At 42.7% G+C, this 18,431-nt stretch carries 16 protein-coding genes and 1 riboswitch; of the genes, 8 read left to right on the top strand and 8 right to left on the bottom strand.

Annotated features, from left to right (window positions below):
• The first annotated feature begins 208 nt into the window (after positions 1–208).
• Positions 209–727 carry a type VI secretion system effector Hcp-2 gene (gene hcp-2, locus ACOSVQ_RS09070; RefSeq protein ID WP_491982232.1) on the top strand — a complete coding sequence of 173 codons (519 nt, stop codon included), beginning with the start codon at positions 209–211 and terminating at the stop codon, positions 725–727.
• A 65-nt stretch (positions 728–792) separates the two neighbouring features.
• Here the strand turns inward: hcp-2 and ACOSVQ_RS09065 are convergent, their stop codons facing one another.
• The gene (locus ACOSVQ_RS09065; protein ID WP_491982230.1) at positions 793–1,686 is read right to left on the bottom strand and encodes a DMT family transporter; all 894 of its coding nucleotides are present in this window, start codon (positions 1,684–1,686) and stop codon (positions 793–795) included.
• A gap of 340 nt (positions 1,687–2,026) precedes the next feature.
• Here ACOSVQ_RS09065 and ACOSVQ_RS09060 point away from each other — a divergent pair, with 340 nt between their 5' ends.
• Together ACOSVQ_RS09060 and ACOSVQ_RS09055 are read left to right on the top strand one after the other, a co-directional pair.
• A complete protein-coding gene (locus ACOSVQ_RS09060; protein ID WP_491982229.1) occupies positions 2,027–3,382 on the top strand; it encodes an 8-oxoguanine deaminase in 1,356 nt (451 codons plus the stop codon).
• Positions 3,383–3,465: 83 nt separating this feature from the next.
• Positions 3,466–4,104 (top strand): LysE family translocator, encoded by a 639-nt coding sequence (locus ACOSVQ_RS09055; RefSeq protein WP_491982227.1) that lies wholly within the window; start codon positions 3,466–3,468, stop codon positions 4,102–4,104.
• A 73-nt stretch (positions 4,105–4,177) separates the two neighbouring features.
• On the opposite strand, the gene ACOSVQ_RS09050 is transcribed toward ACOSVQ_RS09055, so the two are convergent.
• A complete protein-coding gene (locus ACOSVQ_RS09050) occupies positions 4,178–5,545 on the bottom strand; it encodes an alanine/glycine:cation symporter family protein (RefSeq protein WP_491982226.1) in 1,368 nt (455 codons plus the stop codon).
• Positions 5,546–5,644: 99 nt separating this feature from the next.
• Positions 5,645–5,743, bottom strand: a riboswitch (glycine riboswitch).
• Between the two features lie 305 nt (positions 5,744–6,048).
• On the opposite strand from ACOSVQ_RS09050, the gene ACOSVQ_RS09045 reads away from it, so the two are divergent.
• Both ACOSVQ_RS09045 and ACOSVQ_RS09040 read left to right on the top strand, forming a co-directional pair.
• Positions 6,049–6,207: a hypothetical protein gene (locus tag ACOSVQ_RS09045; protein WP_165311316.1), complete on the top strand. Its 159-nt coding sequence runs from the start codon at positions 6,049–6,051 to the stop codon at positions 6,205–6,207.
• A gap of 21 nt (positions 6,208–6,228) precedes the next feature.
• Positions 6,229–6,960 (top strand): chromosome partitioning protein ParA, encoded by a 732-nt coding sequence (locus ACOSVQ_RS09040; RefSeq protein ID WP_491982224.1) that lies wholly within the window; start codon positions 6,229–6,231, stop codon positions 6,958–6,960.
• 79 nt (positions 6,961–7,039) lie between these two features.
• Here the strand turns inward: ACOSVQ_RS09040 and ACOSVQ_RS09035 are convergent, their stop codons facing one another.
• Positions 7,040–7,522 carry a YajQ family cyclic di-GMP-binding protein gene (locus ACOSVQ_RS09035; protein WP_416923657.1) on the bottom strand — a complete coding sequence of 161 codons (483 nt, stop codon included), beginning with the start codon at positions 7,520–7,522 and terminating at the stop codon, positions 7,040–7,042.
• A gap of 21 nt (positions 7,523–7,543) precedes the next feature.
• A complete protein-coding gene (locus tag ACOSVQ_RS09030; protein ID WP_491982222.1) occupies positions 7,544–8,608 on the bottom strand; it encodes a 3-deoxy-7-phosphoheptulonate synthase in 1,065 nt (354 codons plus the stop codon).
• A 205-nt stretch (positions 8,609–8,813) separates the two neighbouring features.
• On the opposite strand from ACOSVQ_RS09030, the gene ACOSVQ_RS09025 reads away from it, so the two are divergent.
• Positions 8,814–9,704 carry a putative PEP-binding protein gene (locus ACOSVQ_RS09025; RefSeq protein ID WP_491982221.1) on the top strand — a complete coding sequence of 297 codons (891 nt, stop codon included), beginning with the start codon at positions 8,814–8,816 and terminating at the stop codon, positions 9,702–9,704.
• A 167-nt stretch (positions 9,705–9,871) separates the two neighbouring features.
• Entirely contained in the window at positions 9,872–10,357 is a 486-nt protein-coding gene (locus ACOSVQ_RS09020) for a PaaI family thioesterase (RefSeq protein ID WP_491982220.1), read from the top strand.
• Positions 10,358–10,380: 23 nt separating this feature from the next.
• Here ACOSVQ_RS09020 and ACOSVQ_RS09015 read toward each other — a convergent pair whose 3' ends face one another.
• Positions 10,381–11,745, bottom strand: a complete 1,365-nt coding sequence (locus ACOSVQ_RS09015) for a hypothetical protein (RefSeq protein ID WP_491982219.1) — start codon at positions 11,743–11,745, stop codon at positions 10,381–10,383.
• Positions 11,746–11,857: 112 nt separating this feature from the next.
• Here ACOSVQ_RS09015 and ACOSVQ_RS09010 point away from each other — a divergent pair, with 112 nt between their 5' ends.
• The gene (locus ACOSVQ_RS09010; RefSeq protein ID WP_491982218.1) at positions 11,858–12,691 is read left to right on the top strand and encodes a CvfB family protein; all 834 of its coding nucleotides are present in this window, start codon (positions 11,858–11,860) and stop codon (positions 12,689–12,691) included.
• A gap of 207 nt (positions 12,692–12,898) precedes the next feature.
• Here the strand turns inward: ACOSVQ_RS09010 and rsmF are convergent, their stop codons facing one another.
• The 3 genes from rsmF to ACOSVQ_RS08995 all read right to left on the bottom strand — a co-directional run bounded on the left by rsmF (position 12,899) and on the right by ACOSVQ_RS08995 (position 18,412).
• Complete coding sequence (rsmF, locus tag ACOSVQ_RS09005; protein ID WP_491982216.1) at positions 12,899–14,323, bottom strand: 16S rRNA (cytosine(1407)-C(5))-methyltransferase RsmF; 1,425 nt, start codon at positions 14,321–14,323, stop codon at positions 12,899–12,901.
• 176 nt (positions 14,324–14,499) lie between these two features.
• On the bottom strand, positions 14,500–17,163 hold the full coding sequence (locus tag ACOSVQ_RS09000) for an MlaD family protein (RefSeq protein WP_491982213.1): 2,664 nt from the start codon (positions 17,161–17,163) through the stop codon (positions 14,500–14,502).
• Complete coding sequence (locus ACOSVQ_RS08995) at positions 17,156–18,412, bottom strand: PqiA/YebS family transporter subunit (RefSeq protein ID WP_491982211.1); 1,257 nt, start codon at positions 18,410–18,412, stop codon at positions 17,156–17,158. Before ACOSVQ_RS08995 ends, ACOSVQ_RS09000 begins: the two co-directional genes overlap by 8 nt.
• Positions 18,413–18,431 lie beyond the last annotated feature (19 nt).

The following is an 18,431-nucleotide window of genomic DNA, read 5'->3' as shown; positions in this document are numbered from 1 at the left end:
GGAAAATCTAATCACCAAATTAAGTTGGTTTTGTATGTTGCTCATTAAGCAGGTTATTACTTCTGTTTAGGCAGAATATTGCACAATATTTCAAAGAGTTATTTTAAGTGTTTGATTTGTTGATGCTATTTCTTTGGCATTTCACTTGCTCTCTAGAAGAAGACTTAACGCATAACGCGATACTTATACTGATAAAGAGGAATGTAAAATGCCAACTCCATGTTATATCTCGATTGAAGGGCAAACACAGGGTTTGATTACGTCTGGCGCGTGTACGTCAGATTCTATTGGTGACTCATTTGTTGAAGGCCATGAAGACGAAATGTTGGTCCAGCAGTTCGACCACAGCGTAACCGTGCCGACTGACCCACAATCAGGTCAACCTTCGGGGCAACGTGTACATAAACCGTTTAAGTTCACTGTGGCATTAAACAAAGCAGTACCTTTACTCTATAACGCATTAGCTTCAGGTGAGAAAATGAAGACGGTCGAGCTGAAGTGGTACCGTACTTCCATTGAAGGAAAACAAGAAAACTTCTTTGTCACTAAACTAGAGAATGCTTCTATCGTTGATATTCATTGTGAAATGCCACATTGCCAAGACCCAGCGAAATCGGATTTTACTCAGAATCTCACGGTGTCTATGTCATACCGCAAAATTACTTGGGATCACGTTAATGCTGGTACTTCTGGCTCTGACGACTGGCGTAAACCTATCGAAGCATAGTCCATTGACCAAACAAAAAAGTCGCCAATTAGGGCGACTTTCTTTTCTATTTAACACAATAATTCTTATGCTAATCGGCGACCAATACGTTGTCCAAACACGTTGATCAACGCGCCTACGACAATAAGAGCACCACCGATATATGTCCACATGGCTGGAATTTCATCGAAATACACAAGCCCGATAATAATCGAGAACACGATTTGAACGTATGAGAATGCTGAGGCTTTACCTGCTTCTTGGGTTTTCATGGCTTTGGTTAAACCATATTGTCCAATTTGAGTAAAGATCCCGATCATAATTAACATAAAGGTCAGTGTCATGTCTGGCCAAATGAAATCATTCCATACCAAAAGAATTGATATCGGAGTCGCTATCATAGGGAAGTAAAGAATGATGACTGAACTGTCCTCAGTTTGACTAAGCTTGCGCACGATTACGTAGGCAATTGAGCTACCAAATGCCCCAAGCAATGCGACCATAACGCTAAACGTAGGTAAACTTACTTCGCTTGAACCATCTAGCTCCGGTAGCAATATACAGTACAAACCCAATATACAAAGTACGATGCAGATTAACGTTGCAGGTTGAATGCGTTCTTTTAGGAAAAAGACCGCTAAAAGTGCCGTAAAAATAGGATGCGTATATTGTAGAATCGTTGCTTCTGCCAGTGGTAGTGAAGTCACCGAATAGTAAACGCAGATCAATGAAAATGTACCAATCGCGCCTCGAATCAGCAGCAGAGGCCTATTGTTTCCCCATACTGAAATACCTTTACGTTTTACGTCTGCATAACTAATGATGAAAGAGATCAAAGCCCTGGCAGCAACAATTTCAAATACAGGAATGCCGTATTCGTGCACCGCTTTGACACAGGCCGTCATTAATGAGAAGCCAAGTGCAGATAGAAACATAAAACGAACCCCAACAGGGATCGTCAGTAAAGGGTTGGATTGCATAATAAAGTGTGACTTAGTTTAAAGCAGAAAGAGGGCGATACTTTATCGCTACAAAACAGTGTTGTCGCGTTTTTTCTGATCAGTTGCATAATGCTTGTGTAATTTATCGAACAAATAACGGTAAGTTTATTGCCTTAATTTCTCATTTTTCGTTATTGTATTTGCATCTGAAGGCGTGCCTGATGAATTCACTCGTCATCTAGAGTGGAAGCAATGCGCCATGTTTATGGTGTTTTATCAACGACAAAACCGTTGTGTTAGTGGCTTGTGATTTACACTAACGACAACAAATTAAGTCCGATTCCCCTGAAATGGTTGAAACGGCTAAGGATATTTATGAATGCAAACTATCTGGATTAAGAATCCTCTCGCGATTTATACAGGGAATTCCAACGATGCTCGTGGTGGAGTGGTAATTCGCGGAAACAAAGTTATTGAACTGGTTGCGTTAAACGGTTCACCTTCAATGTCTTACGATTATACGGTTGATTCATCGCGTCACGTTGTCACTCCCGGGTTAATTAATGCCCATCATCATTTCTACCAAACACTCACCCGTGCTTATCCCGGTGCTTTAAACAAAGAATTGTTCCATTGGTTGAAAAGTCTTTATCCCGTTTGGGCAAATCTGGATGATGAAATGCACAGCGTCGCTACTGAGCTAGCCTTAGTGGAGTTGATGCGTTCTGGTTGTACAACAGCGTCTGACCATCACTATTTGCTGCCTGCAGGACTCGAACATGCCATTGATATTCAGGTTGAGACAGCTCGTAAGCTTGGCGTCCGTACAATCTTTACTCGTGGCTCAATGAGTTTAGGTGAGGATGAGGGGGGTCTTCCTCCAAGACATACCATACAGAAAGAACAAACCATCATCGATGATAGCGAACGATTAATTCGTGACTATCACCAGACTGAAGATGGAGCGATGACGCAAATCGCGTTAGCGCCTTGTTCGCCGTTCTCGGTCACAACGGACTTAATGAAGGAAACCGCTCGTATTGCCAAACGTGAAGCGGTTATGACTCATACACATCTGTGTGAAACCATAGATGAGGAAAATTTTTGCATTCAACGTTTCGGGATGAGACCCGTTGATTATTTGGAAGACGTAGGCTGGCTAAATGACAGAACTTGGTTAGCACATGGCATACATTTCAACTCAGAAGAAATTCTCAGACTTGGCAAAGCGGGTGTAGGCATTTCTCATTGCCCAACTTCAAATATGATGCTGGCTTCTGGTATGTGTAAAAATCTGGAACTGGAATCTGCGGGCGTGAAAGTAGGGCTGGGTGTTGATGGTTCCGCTTCAAATGATGGTTCAAATATGATTGCTGAAGTGCGTATGGCGATGTATTTGCAACGTCTTCACTATGGTTCAGCAAAAGTGACACATTTTGATGCATTACGTTGGGCGACGAAAGGTTCGGCAGCCGCAATGGGACGTAGTGATATTGGTGAGTTACAAGTTGGCTTAGAAGCTGATATTGCCATGTTTAAACTTGATGATATTCGTTTTTCAGGCAGTCACGATCCTCTGGCGGCATTACTTTTATGTGGTGCTCAGCAGGCGGACAAGGTGATGGTTGCTGGTCAATGGCGCGTTTTAGATGGCGAAGTTGTGGGCGTTGATATGGCTCATCTGCTAGAGCGTCATGCTGCGGCGGCTAAACGATTAGCTCAGCTTGCCAACTAATTATTCTTTAACTTAAAAGTCATAGAGACACTATGAGATCTTTGTTGTATAACGAAGATCTCATAATTCATCAGGGATTGATAATGTACATCCAAAATTTCGAAGCTTTTCTAATTGCAATTACCATTCTGACTCTCACTCCGGGTTTGGATACCGCTTTGGTTATCCGTAATACTTCTCGAGCGGGATTCGCTGATGGTTGTACTACTAGCTTGGGAATTTGTACGGGACTTTTTGTCCACGCTACCTTTTCTGCAATCGGTATTTCTGCCATTTTAGCTCAGTCTGCTGAGCTGTTTCATTTTGTGAAGATGATTGGTGCGGCGTATCTTATTTGGCTTGGTTTATCGAGCTTGAGAGCACTAATGGCTTCTGGTCAAGGGCTAAACGTTGCTGTGGCAACACATTCGTCGTTGAACCTTAAGCGTTCATTGCGAGAAGGTTTCCTTTCAAACGTTCTAAACCCAAAAACAGCGGTGTTTTACTTAGCGTTTTTGCCACAATTTATTAATCCTGAACATTCGCCATTGCTTCAATCTTTATTGATGGCGGCGATTCATTTTGTGATTGCGATGATTTGGCAATGTGGTTTGGCTGCAGCATTAAGTTCAGCAAAGAACCTACTTAAAAATGCTTCATTCATGCGTTGGATGGAAGGTACAACAGGCGTGGTATTGGTGACTTTAGGCATCAAATTACTACTAGAGAAAGAAACGGTTTAAGCTTTAGTTATCTATATGTAATAAAAGAAAATAGCGCCAAAAGGCGCTATTTTTTTATCCTCTTACTCCGCGTTTAAGCAAGAGCTTTTGAATAACGTACGTGCGCCTCAAAATAACGTCTCGTCTCTTCAATTACAACGTGACGAAGGGCAATTAGACCAATGAGGTTTGGAATTGCCATTAATCCATTTACGATGTCTGCGAGAATCCAGATCATATCCAAGTGAAGGAATGCCCCTGATGCCACTAGAGCGATGAAAACGAGCTTATATGGTAATACTGCTTTCGTACCCAATAAATACACGACACAGCGCTCGCCGTAGTAGTTCCAGCCTAAGATCGTCGTAAACGCAAAGAACATTAGACCAATTGAAACCAGCATTGGCCCTAACGTATTTGCATTCAAACCAACAGCGAACGCATGCGTAGTCATTGCTGCACCGGCTAAATCTGTTTGCCATGCGCCTGTAAGGATCAACGCTAAACCTGTCATGGTACAGATGATGATGGTATCGAAGAATGTGCCAGTCATAGAGATCAGACCTTGGCGTACGCAGGAATCTGTTTTCGCTGCTGCAGCTGCAATAGGAGCACTGCCAAGTCCTGATTCATTTGAGAACACACCACGCGCAATACCAGACTGGATAGCCAGCATAATGCTTGCGCCTAAGAAGCCTCCGGTGGCAGCTGTAGAAGTAAACGCAGAAACCAGCACAAGCTCAATCGCATTGAGCAGCTGATCTGAGTTGGTGATGATAACGCTTAAACAAGCAACGACGTAAAATACCGCCATTGTTGGTACGACTTTACCAGCAACCTTGGCAATAGATTGAATACCGCCAATCGTTACAAATGCTACTAGCAGAGTCAGTACTACAGCCGTCACTTCTCGTGACACGCCAAATGAGATTTGTGTAGCATCCAAAATGGCGTTCACTTGAGGGAAGGTACCAATACCAAAACAGGCTACGCCCACAGCAAATACAGCAAAGAGAATCGCAAGAGTTTTTGAACCTACACCATCTTGCAAGTAATACATTGGACCGCCGACCATCTGACCGTTTGCGTCTGTTTTACGGTATTTGACCGCAAGTAGACATTCAGCGTATTTAGTTGCCATTCCAAATACCGCGGCTAACCACATCCAAAACAGAGCGCCAGGACCGCCAACTTTGATGGCCGTTGCCACACCCACAATATTACCTGTACCGATAGTGGCAGATAGGGCAGTACACAAAGCTGCAAAACTGGAAACGTCGCCTTCTTTGTTTGAATGCTTGTCCTTAGAAAAGACCATTTTTAACGCGGTTGGAAGATGGCGAAACTGTAGTAAGCCAAGACGGATTGTAAAATAGATACCTGTACCAACAAGTAATATAAGAAGTGGTGGACCCCAAATAAAATTGTCGATGGATTGTAATAAAGATTGAAGGTTTGTCATGAATTCCCCTTAAAAAACAACACATAAGGAGAAGAGAGAAAGGGTGCTAAATAATATAAATAGATCCGTGGCGCAGAGCGCTACGAATACAAAAGTGCCTTTCACTCCTCTGTCCTTTTGCCTGAGAGTTTCACCCTGCTAAACGCAGGACTTGCTCCTTCGGCGACCGATTTAACGGTTCTCTCCAGAGGTTCCTCCAACTACAGTCCTCGCTCATTCCAAATGTGGAATAAAGCACCTGAAAGATTTACTTCTTCGGCGGGTAACACTAATCTAACAATTTGTTATTAGATTAATAACCTCTCTCCTGCAGTCTTCATCGGAACAATTATCCATGTGAATGGATAATTTGCGTTGGGGATATTAGCGAAATCAAAATGTGATGTCACGCGCTAGATCAATTTAATGTTACATTGTGGTTCAAGTTACGGATTTATATACTTTCCCATGACCTTTTGGGCAATAATACGTGTTATAAGCTAGTCAACAATTTGGAGGCTTCCATGAATAGGTTAATCGCTATTGCTGTATTGGTGATACTGGCTTTTCTGTTGATCCGTTACGGTACTAACGCGAAATTTCAAAAGTGGATTGTTACCACTTTAGTCTCTGCGTTTGTTATCTATGTGGTGACTGTCGTTATTGCTGAATTGATCCGCTGATGTTTGAACTAGGAGTTGAGAATGAATCAAACAGATTTAGATGATAATGATGATGTTGTTGTCATCGAACAGCGTGATAAAAACGGTGTTATTTATATCGCAGTTGCTGCGATTTTGGGCTTAGCGCTAGGCGGGCTGATAGGTTCTTCATTGACGGCTTCGAAGTGGGAAAAAACTTATCACGTTTTAGAATCTCAGTTTCTGAAGAGTCAAGATGCTAAAACCGAACAAGCCGCGGTGGTTGAACAGAACAAAACTAACGCCAAAGAAGAGTTCGACAAACAGTTGGCAGCCGCTTTGGAAGAGCAGCAGCAGAAACATAAACAAGCGATTTCGGATATTGAATCACAGCTAACTGAACTTGAAAAAGTCAACATGTCGTTAGAAGCTCAAGTTGCTGAACAAAAAGCTCAATTAGAGCAAGCGAGTCAGCAAAACGATAAGCTTAATCGTCAGTCAGATATGCAATCAACCATGCTTGAACGTTCACGTGAGTTATTCCAACAAGAACTGAAGATTAAGCAAGAAGTTGAAACTCTACAAAAAGAACGTGATGAGTTGGTTCCCAAGCTGAAAACGTTGAAGAAAGAATGCGATGTTTATCTCGAAGGCAAGTCATGGGATGCTACTTCAGACTCTTGCGATAAACAGGATGCAGCGAATTCGCGTATTAGCCAAATAGACCAGATGATGAGAATCCATCAAATGGACTTGGAGCAAATCAAAGCATTATCTGAAGATCTTGGGCTTTAATATTTACACTTATCCAACTTATAAAAAAACCAGTCAGATGACTGGTTTTTTTGTATCTTCTTGAGCGATAAACAGAGGATTAATCGCGGAAGTTGTTATATTGGAATGGTTGTTCCAAATCTGAACCACGTAGGAACGCGATCACTGCTTGCAAATCATCACGCTTTTTACCTGTTACGCGTACTTTGTCACCTTGAATGGAAGCTTGAACTTTTAGCTTCTCATCTTTGATCATCTTAACGACTTTTTTCGCTAAATCGGTCTCAATACCTTGTCTGAAAACCACTTCTTTTGACCAAGTTTTACCTGATGGTACCGATTTTTTTGACTCCATAGAACGAGGATCAACACCGCGTTTAGCGAGGTTGTTACGCAATATATCCATCATTTGAGTGATTTGGAAATCGTCAGGGGCAGTAAGTTTTACGGTTTCATTCTTTAGTTCAAAACTGGCTTCAACGTTACGGAAGTCAAAACGTGTAGCTAGATCACGTACAGAGTTATCGACAGAGTTGCGTACTTCAACAGTATCGACTTCAGAAACGATATCAAAAGAAGGCATGTTAAGTTTCCTTGTTGTTGATTATTGTTGTTTAGAGCGGCGTACTTTTATTGACTCAGCCAGCATCGCTAGCATCGTCTTGGTATCTTCCCAACCTAAACAAGGGTCAGTGATCGATTGGCCATAAGTAAGATTATCAAGGTCAACCATAGACTGGTTTCCTTCCTCGATAAAACTTTCAGCCATGATACCCGCTATTTTATGACTACCAGACTCAATTTGCTCACAAATGTTTTGAGCTACGTCTAATTGTTTACGATGCTGCTTTTCACAGTTCGCGTGGCTAAAATCAACCACAAGACGTTCTGGCAAATTAAACTGTGCTAGTTGTTTACATGCATCATCAATAGACGCAGCATCAAAGTTTGGACCGGATTCGCCACCACGTAGAATTACATGGCCAAACGGGTTACCTGCTGTGCGGTATACCGTCATACGTCCATTTTTATCTGGCGAGTAGAAGTAGTGTGACGCGTGAGAAGCGCGAATAGCATCAATAGCAATTTTTACATTACCGTTTGTGCCGTTCTTAAATCCGACAGGACATGACAGTGCTGATGCCATCTCGCGGTGAATCTGAGATTCTGTTGTACGCGCGCCAATTGCACCCCAAGTAATCAAATCGGAGATATATTGACCCGTGATCATGTCGAGGAACTCAGTCGCTGTCGCAAGTCCAAGTTTATTAATGTCCAACAAAAGCTTACGAGCTTTGTTTAAACCTGTCTCCAATGCGTATGAACCATCAAGATTAGGATCAGTAATTAAACCTTTCCAACCAATAACTGTGCGCGGTTTTTCAAAGTAAGTTCGCATAACAATGAACAATTCGTTGCTATATTGTTCTTGAATTGCGCTTAGACGTTGACCGTAATCCAAAGCAGCTTCTGGATCGTGTACAGAGCAAGGGCCAACGATGACCAAAAGGCGGTCATCTTCACCTGTTAGAATCTGTTCGATTTGTCTGCGAGAGTGGGCAATACGTTGTGCAACTTCTTCCGTAATTGGATGTGCTTGGCTAAGTTCTGCCGGAGTTGGCATTGGTCCCAACGCTTGGGTTCTTAATTCATCTGTTTTGGTTGGCATGGAGAATAGCCTGTCCTTTTATTGCGAAGCGCTAAAGATAGCGAATTTGGCTGTCAGAATAAACAGTTGCGAGCGTTTGACGCTCATAAAAAGTGTAAAGTGAAAATATATTCATTTTTTCATCATAACTATTGAATATATGCTTGTTTTTCTCTCGTTGACTCGGTATTTTCGAGCAAACAACAAAACGATAATTGGAGCAGTAATGAGTTTTGAACAACAAGGAATCATCCAACCAGAGTTGGTTTTGGGAAATACCCTGCCAAGCGCAGACTCACAACAAAGCAGTCATGCTTTATTTGTCTCGCTGTCTGAATTGATTGCGGAGAGTGTCTTTTATCATCCTGCGTTAAGTGCAGGTGGAGTAGAGTTGCTTCCTGAGTTAGAACAAAACTCGTTGAATTCTCTACTAAATGGTCAATCCATCGAGCAACACTTTGTCTCTGTTCTTGTGGACCGTATTGAGCAAGCGATTAGCGCACAGCACACTTCTATTCGTATCTGCTTGAGCTCGTCAGACAGCTATGCTTTTAAAGCATTGATCGGCGGCAGCATTGAAGACCAAGAAGTGAACCCTGCGATGGGTGTTCGTGGTGTATCACGATTTGCTTCTAGCAAATATTCGCCCGCTTTTGCTTTAGAATGTAAAGTGATCAAAGCGTTGAAAGAGAAAGGGCACAAGGTAGAAATTGTTGTTCCGTTTGTTAGAGCATTGAGTGATGCCGCGACCATTATCGACAGACTGGCTGAACAAGGTTTGCCTCGTGGTTTAAATGGTCTGAAAGTTCTGTATGTGTGCAGTGTTCCTTCCGCAGCCTTGGTTGCAGATAAGCTACTTCAGTACTTTGATGGTGTAGTGATCGATTGGGATGAACTGACTCAAATGACATTGGGCGTTGATAAGTATAATGAAGCGCTCAGCTATTTATACAATCCAGAAAGCGAAGCTGTCAGTCAACTTGCAAACCTTGCGGTTAGCGCTGCAAATTTGGCTAAAAAGCCGGTAGTGGTAGTGACTCACGGCTTGGAAAGCTATCCAAAGTTGAAGGAACATTTAGTGGAAACCATCCAACCAGAGGCTGTATTTAACTTTTAAATAGCGTTTTCTGTTCTTTTACAAATGTCACCTTCAGTCCAGAATTAAGAGATTAGCGAGTTCGTCGTTGATCTCTTAATTTTGTTAACGAAATGTTGACACTTAATTTAGCATCCCTTTAACTGACCCTATAAATATAAAACAACATACCTTAAAAGGTCAGTATCATGCTCTCTACACTTACTAAAGCAAATTGGTATCTCAAGTCATTTGGTTTTTTCAAAGTGCCATTGATTTGGGCTTGTCGTCCTCGAATCTTATCTCTTAATGATCAGTCGATTGAAATACGTATTCCTTTAAACCGTCGCAACAAGAATCATCTCAACAGTATGTATTTCGGTGTGCTCGCTGTTGGTGCTGATGTTGCGGGTGGTTTTATGGCAATGGATAAAGCTGGAAAGCGAGGTGAAAAGGTTTCGCTGGCGTTTAAAGCAGTAAAAGGGGACTTTTTCAAACGCCCAGAAGCAGATGTACACTTTCACTGCCATGATGGTGATTTAATTGATGCAATGCTTGATGAAACAATTGCAACGGGAGAGCGTATTAACAAAGATGTGAAAATTGTTGCTACATGCCCATCTTTGCATGGTGATGAACCGATGGCGGAGTTTTTATTAACACTCTCCCTCAAGCGCATCGATAAACGAACTTAATCAGCTAACTATTTGAAGCTTGGTTAATTAGAGCTTGGGACATCTATTTCAGTCTTCTCTATATCAACAATTCTGCTACGGTTGAGAACCACTTTCCAACGGTAGTAACGTGGAGCTTGTTGATGTCCATCCTCTTTAATGATGACGTTGATTAAGTGGCGTTTCTCAACAGATTCACGACTTACCTGACCATTATTCAGTTGATAGATTCGGTTTGAGCCTTTATCCATCAAGCGGGTAAGGGCTCGAAGGTCGATAAGCATTACGTCGCGAGTCTCTTCATAGCCGCTCATGAAACGTGACGTTGTCATTTCTGTTTCTGAGCGGTAATGGAGAATTTGCTCTTCTCGTTGCACTACGCGCTTCTTTCGTATCATTTGGATTCTATCTGCCAGTGCAGTCAGGGGTTTATAGTCCAGCCATTCTATTTTCTGCCCAACTTGTTTGCCTGTTGTAGGGTCGAAATAGCGTCGACGCCACTTGGGTTTACCTTTGCGAATCCAGCGCCACATCATGTCTTTTAAATCGTCTTTAAAAATCTCGCGCAGTGCGTAGACAAAAGACATGGCGATAATAAATGACGCGGTGATTTCACCCCAGTAATCACGCGCAAGAATAGCAGTGATGGTAACAAACACCATCACTAAACCCGTTGCCATGCCTTTTACTGCACGCCTCATGTTTTTGCCAAGCGAAGTGACTTTCTCGGTGAGAATAATTGGATGCTCAATCAAACGACGCAACAATCGCATTTTATTGCTTAGACGAGTAATGTCTTGGTCTGCTTTGACAGAGTTATAACTGTTGAGGGCGCGGTGTGCTTGCTCTCGCTCAACTAGGGTTATCAAGCGCTCTTTTATGGTTTTGTACTCTTTGTCACGAGTGAGTTTAGAAACCATAGATAAGAATTTTTGTTCGGTATACCAAGAAAGATAGTTGTCGATATTCGCGTAATAACGCTTCAAACCTTCTTCGTAGGGAATCGTTCTGCGTAGCCGTTTTAAGATATCTAAAGAGAGTTCTATAACTGTATCAACCTCATCTTCAGTGACGGTGTCACTAGATAGGTTGAGTTGGTTTACTGCTTTGTCCAAAGCAATAACATATTGATAAGCAAACAAACTTAAACTTACGCGGTATTGAGTTGCAGATAATCTGCCACGCTGGGCGAGTCGACTGTGGACGAGAGGAAGAAGTATTTTATCACTGTAGTAAGCGCGCTTTTGATGTATGGCGCTATAGAAAAATTCGGACTCAGTCATCACATCAGAGGTTAGTCCGAGCTCTCCGGGAATAAAGAGATACAAATCCAAGTCTAGCTTTTTGCTCTCTGACATCTCTGTGGTGATTTTGAGTGTAACCGCGTCTTGCTTGTCTACCGTGATCAACAATAACTCCTACAATATCTTCGAAAAATAACGAAATTTTCTCTGATGAACAGGCGAAAGCATAACAGAGATAACGTATAATCTCTGCAAATTTGAGGTGAGACAGTAATTAATGATTAACGTTGGCAAGATTAACAGTCTAGAAGTGGTAAAAATCGCAGAGTTTGGCGTGTTTTTGGATGCAGGTGAATATGGCACTACTATGTTGCCTAAACGTATGGCACCTGAAGGCGTCGAACTCGGCCACTATGTTGACGTATTTTTGTACTTCGATTCCGATAACCAACTCGCTGCTACCACTGAAAAACCAGTGGCAGAGGTAGGCGAATGGGGTGTGATGACGATTGAAAGTGTCAACAGCACTGGTGCATTCGCAAGTTGGGGTATCAAGAATAAAGATCTACTGCTGCCATTCAGTGAGCAGCGTACACGCTTTAAACCTGGTCAAAGTGTTCTGGTTTATGTCTATACAGATAAAGCGTCTGGTCGTATCGTAGGTACAACCAAATTCAATAAATGGCTAGATAAAACACCAGCCAATTACACCAAAAACCAGCAAGTTGATCTGATCATCGCTGAGCGTTCTGATTTAGGCTTTAAAGCGATTGTTAATGGTCAACACTGGGGTATGATTTTCCCATCTGATGTATTTGGAAAACTCTTCATTGGTAAAAAACTAAAAGGCTTTATTAAAAACATTCGTCCGGATGGCAAAATCGATCTTTCTTTACAAAAAATTGGTGTAGAGAAAATGGATGATCTGAGCGAGAAGATTTTAGAGACTTTGGCTAAAAAGGGTGGTTTTTTACCGTTAAGTGATAAGTCGTCTCCAGAAGAGATTTTTGCTGCATTTCGTACCAGTAAAGGTACGTTCAAAAAGTCCATCGGTACCTTGTACAAACAAGGCAAGATTGTAATCGAAAAAGACGGTATTCGATTAGCTTAAAGCGGCTTCTCTGGCTGTTTATATCAACCGTTTCTCTAGATCAAAAAAAGGCCCGAAACGCTTTGCATTTTTGGGCCTAGGGGAATGGCTCCGAAGAGCCTGCGCTAATCTCTACTTACCGTTAAGTGTAGTACAGGCTCCTCAATTGGCGAGTGTGAACTAGAATTTCATACGATAGTTTGCTTTTTCAAAAGAGGGGTCTGCTTTTTAGAATAGGTTTTTATCTCTAACCAGTTCTCTCGGCAGACCATTTTTTACTCTATTGCCAACCCATTTTCCTAATCCAATCACATCGTTACCATAACGCACGATCACTTCGCCTTGGCCATTTTGACCTTCTGGGCGTACATCACGTCCCATATACCATTCTCTCGCATCTTCAATCGACAGTTCTACACAGCAGGCTTCATTGCCAGTTGCTAGAGTCGTGGCTACTTGGTGCTGCCAGCGATAGCCTTTCTTATGTGTTTCAGCGATTTTAATCCCCATACGTGAGAATCGCAGTTCACCCAGCATTGGCTCTAAAGCATCTGGGAACAACCAAACATCATTGTCACGCAACCAAATTGAACTGTGTTCTGGCAATGAAATACCCAAGCATTTTTGTAGCTCTTGATTAACATCGTTAAAGATTTTTGCGTTTGCTTTTTCAAATGGGAATTTACCCAAGCGTTTTTTCACCGCTGGAGTGTCAACGCTGGCATTTTTACGAATACGAGCAACAAAGAAGCCTTCGCAGTCATAAACTTGCGGGAAAATATGGAGGAAACCTTCCTCTGTTAAGGCTTTATTTGCTTCAGGAAAGAGTGATGCTAAGGATTCGAAACTGACCGCATCGCCGAATGTGTTTTTAAGGTGCCGGCAGACATCTTGGTTTTCTTCGCGACTTAGGGTACAGGTTGAATAGACAAGTACTCCGCCAACTTTTAGTGCCTGAAAGGCGCTTTCAATCAACTCTTTTTGTGTATCTGCAATACTCTGAATGGATTCTTTGCTCCAGTTCTTGAGTGAATCTGGATCTTTGCGAATGGTGCCTTCTCCTGAACATGGAGCGTCAAGAAGGACTGCATCAAATTGCTCAGGTAGCCAGCCACCGAATACACGACCATCAAAATTGGTTAGGGCGGTATTGCGAATACCACATCGTTCAATATTGGCGTGCAGTACTTTGACTCGACTTGCAGAAAACTCGTTCGCGACCAGAATGCCATCATTTTGCATCAGGGCTGCAATCTGAGTCGTTTTTGAACCGGGAGCCGCTGCGGTATCAAGTACTGAACGGTAAGGTGCATCATCTTCAGTAAACAACGCTGATACTGGCATCATTGAGCTGGCTTCCTGAATATAAAACAGTCCTGCCATATGCTCAGCGGTATTGCCTAAAGGGACTTCGTTCTCATCAGCCTCAATCCAGAAACCAGTGTTACACCAAGGTACAGGCTCTAATGTCCAACCTTTCTTTCTGGCTCGCTCGACAAATTCCTCAACTGAAATTTTCAATGTATTGACTCGAACACTTTTACGAAGAGGTCTTTGGCAAGCGGCAATGAAGTCTTCCATGTTTAATTCGGCAGGAAGAATCTCGGCCATTGACGATAAGAAAAGTTCAGGAAAGGAAATATTAGGGTGCAAAGCGTAACCTCGGCTAGCAAGAGGAATTGATAACAATAGGCGGCAGATTATAGCGATAACCTGTTTCTATTTGAAGTCGCGGGTGATTTTGCGTTGAGGGAAGTATTGGGGAAAACAAAAGAAATAAGCGTGTTACCACGCTTATCCGTATTGAAATTAGTCGATGTAGACCATCATTAATTCGGTTGTGGTATTGGTGTGCGCCATTGTTTCCAGCCTTCTTGTGCCCGTGGGTACAAATAGAAAGACTGACCTGCTTTTGCTGCGGGCATTAGCTGTTTTTGGTCTGGTGTTGAGAAGGTTATACCCCCTCGCACAATACTGTCAAATGTACCAGCCTTAATGTCAGCGCCTGATAAACCAATAGAAACATCTACACCTGATACATTCCAGAAGACGCTGTTTTGGCGAATGAGATAGCTGTACTCTGGTTCAATCTCGATGGTCGAAATCACTCTGTCAGCTAAGTTGCCAAGTTGAACACGTGTCACACGACCGACATCCATACCTCTAAACAGAACCGGAGTACCGACTGAAACGGAGCCTTTATCTTCACTTTGCAACGTAAAGGAAATACTTGTTTTCTTATATGGCAGTTCTGAAAGTGAGAATGAATAGGTTGGTTCACCGTCTCCAGGTTTAACCTCAATCGACTTACTCAATAAGTTTTCTAAGTTTTCAACACCATTAGTTAAGCTCACTTTCGCTTCGGCAATCCAGAATACAGAGCCTTTGATCGCGATGTTTTTGCTGTATTCGGGTTTGATTTGCGCTGCGATGGCAATTTTATTTGAAGTGAAACTAGGCGTTACGCTTACGACTTCACCAACAGAAACACCTTGATACTTAATGCTTGTTCCGACCGGTACTGATACATCACCAGAAGCGGTTAGGGTAATTGTTTTGCCGTATTTTTGTGCCTGTTGATAGCTCGGATAGAGTACCCAAGTGTTTCCGACTTTATTGTCGACACCTGTAATGTTGTCAAATGCGATACCACCTTGAATCAATGTTTGCAGCGGCGCAGCTTTGACGCTAATTCCAGCTAATGAAGCATCAATTTCAACGCCTGAACGGTTCCAGAACACCGTTTGAGCAGTGATTAGATGCTTGTATTGGTTCTCTATTTTGACTTTGATCTCTACACCTTTCGACGTTAGGGTGTAGCCCGAAACACTGCCCACACGGAGGTTGCGATAGAGTAGTGGACTGCCCGCATTAACTGGCGGCAGCTCGTCCGCCATTAGCGTCAAGGTTTGAGTGCCTGACTGATTGTATTTAGCAAGTTCCGCTAACGATTGACTCTGATAAAGACGATATTGAGACTGAATTTGCTTACTGCCTTCACTGACAAAACTGATTGAACCGGTGAGCAGTTGTTTAGCTGGCGGAATGGAGACATTTAGACCAGATTCAGTAAGCTCTGCTGTAGCAGTACCTGTTACATAAAATCGGCTGTTGGAGCCGATGAACGGAACGTATTCCTCATCGATTAAGGCATCGAATTCAACACTATCTGGCTTGAGTGAAACCTTTGTTACGCTGCCTACAGCAACACCACGATACAAAATTTCCGTGCCAGCGCTGAGGCCAAATGAACTATCAGCAATCAATTTAAGAGAGACAGATTTTGCTTGAGTGCGGTTAAATTCTTGCTTACGCACGGCCGTAAAGTGGCGTGAACGTTCGCCTTCTCCGGGGATAAGTGTCAGGTAATTGCCTTTAAATAGGTTGCCTAAATTTTCGACGCCTGTAAGAGCAATTTTGGCTTCTTCGAGAATGAAATTGCTGCCGCTGTTTAGCATATCGCTAAATGCAGGTTGAATAGCCGCCGATGCAATAATTTCTTTTCTTTCTTCATCAAGCTGCAAGTTAGTGATTTGACCTATTTCTAGGCCGCGATACATGATAGGTGCACCGGAAAGACTTATGTTGTTATCGTCTGGCAAAACAATTTTGATCGCGACACCGCGTCCTGCTGTTCGAAGATCGGGATACAATCTAAATTGAGCATTTTGTTCCGCTGGCTCACCTTCGTCTGGTGAATCAACAGCAATAGCGCCACCGAGCAATGCAGTAACACTTTCAAGACGGATATCAACACCACCTAGACCTAAATTTGCACCAATGCCGCTCACGTTCCAAAAACGACTTTCTGTAGTGATAACGTGGCGATACTGCTCTTGAATAGAAGCGTCAATAATTACTGATTTATTATCATCGGCTAATTGATAGTTATAAACCTCACCAATTGGGATCTTCTTATAGACGATTTGCGACCCAACAGATATACCTCCCAGATCACGCGCTTTCAACGTGATGGTAAGCCCTTGATTAGCGAGTAAATCTGAAGGTGCTGAATCGAGTGCTCGGTAGCTTTGTGGATGATCATTAGCATCATGGTCGTTATCTTCGATAATCTCATCACCGGGATGAATCGCAATATAGTTCCCCGATACCAATGCATCCAGACCGGAAATTCCAGAAAGGCTGGCGGTTGGTTTTACCAACCAAAAACGGGTATTGTCCGATAGCAACATGCGCGCTTCTGGATAAATATCGGTATCGACGTAGATACTGTCTAGGTTCGGTGAAAGTTTGATGTCTCGAACCATGCCCACTTCTAAACCTTGGTATCGAACTGGAGTTCTGCCCGCGACTAAGCCTTGAGCATTTGAGAAATAGATCTGTATACGCTCACCAGCATCATGGATGGACTTCATAATGAGCCAACCAGCTAACACAACCGTCAACATAGGCAAAATCCATAGGGGAGATATACCTTTGTTTCTTTTTACATCAGGTTTGTATGAGGTTTGCTGAGTAATATTTTTATTCATCAACTGACTCTTGTTTATAGTTATCGTCGCGGTAATTGTCCCAAATAAGCCTTGGGTCGAGGCTCTCCGCTGCTAACAGCGTAAGAACGACAACCATACCAAATGCTATCGCGCCATATCCGGGGGTGAAATCAAGTAGCTGACCGCGATCAACTACCGCCAACATGATAGAAATAACGAACAGATCCATTACAGACCATTTCCCTATCCATTTGATTACAAAATATATGATCATTCTCTGGCGGAAAAAGACATTTCTCTTAAATTTAATAGCTAGGAGCAGGTAACCTAAACCAAGGATCTTCGCGACAGGAACAACGATGCTTGCAACAAATATAATGATCGCAATTCCAACCATTCCGCTATTTATAAGCGAGGCAACGCCAGAAAAGATGGTGTCTTCTAATCGCTGCCCATTGGTAAGCAATATGGAAATAGGGAGAAAATTCGCCGGCACGATAGAGACCGTTGCTGCCAACAAATACGCCCAAGTTCTTTCAATTGATTTAGGAATACGGTGGTAAAGCTTTTGATGGCAACGTATGCACTGAGAGTTTTCAGGTTGAGAAAGGTGACAGTTGTGACAATGCACATGTTTCACCTCAAGCGGATATTCGGTTTCTGGACGCCATGCTTCCCAATAACGCCGAACACTGATTCTACTGATAAGTAATACGGTAAACACCTGCAATAAGATTAAACCGTAGAGCCCCGGGCCAAAGAATACATCCGAAATATCGATCAACTTGAAACAAGACACGGCAATACTTACCAGAAAAACATCTATCATCACCCAAGGTTTGAGTTTGGAAACGAGAAGTAGCGAGTAACGAAGCAAAGGGAAGTTGTTGTGTTTTAATGCAGCATGAGCACCAATGACTGAACAACAAAGTATGAATGGCGCGAGGGATGCACAAAAAAAGACCAGCAGTGCTAAACCAGCATAGCCCTCGTTGTAGAGCGCCTCAACGCCTGAAGGAAGTGTTGCAGGGATCATCACACCAATCAGGCGAATACGAATAAAATCAAAAAAATGAGAAGGAATGAATAGCAGTAGACAAGTAATAGCAAGTGCAAGGTTGCCGGAAAGAGACGGTTGTCCACCTCGGTAAAGTTGCGTACCGCATCGAGGACAATACGCGCTTTTACCTTTTTCCACACTGATAATATCAACGGGCAGTTCACAGCCTTGGCAGAGGCGTATCCCAGAAGGTGTAGAGAGATGTTTTTCTATCGCTCTCACTTTCATAGAATACACCGTAGATTAA

It is taken from the genome of Vibrio sp. HM8-C (genome assembly GCF_058630515.1).
This window is presented reverse-complemented; position numbering and strand designations above follow the sequence as displayed.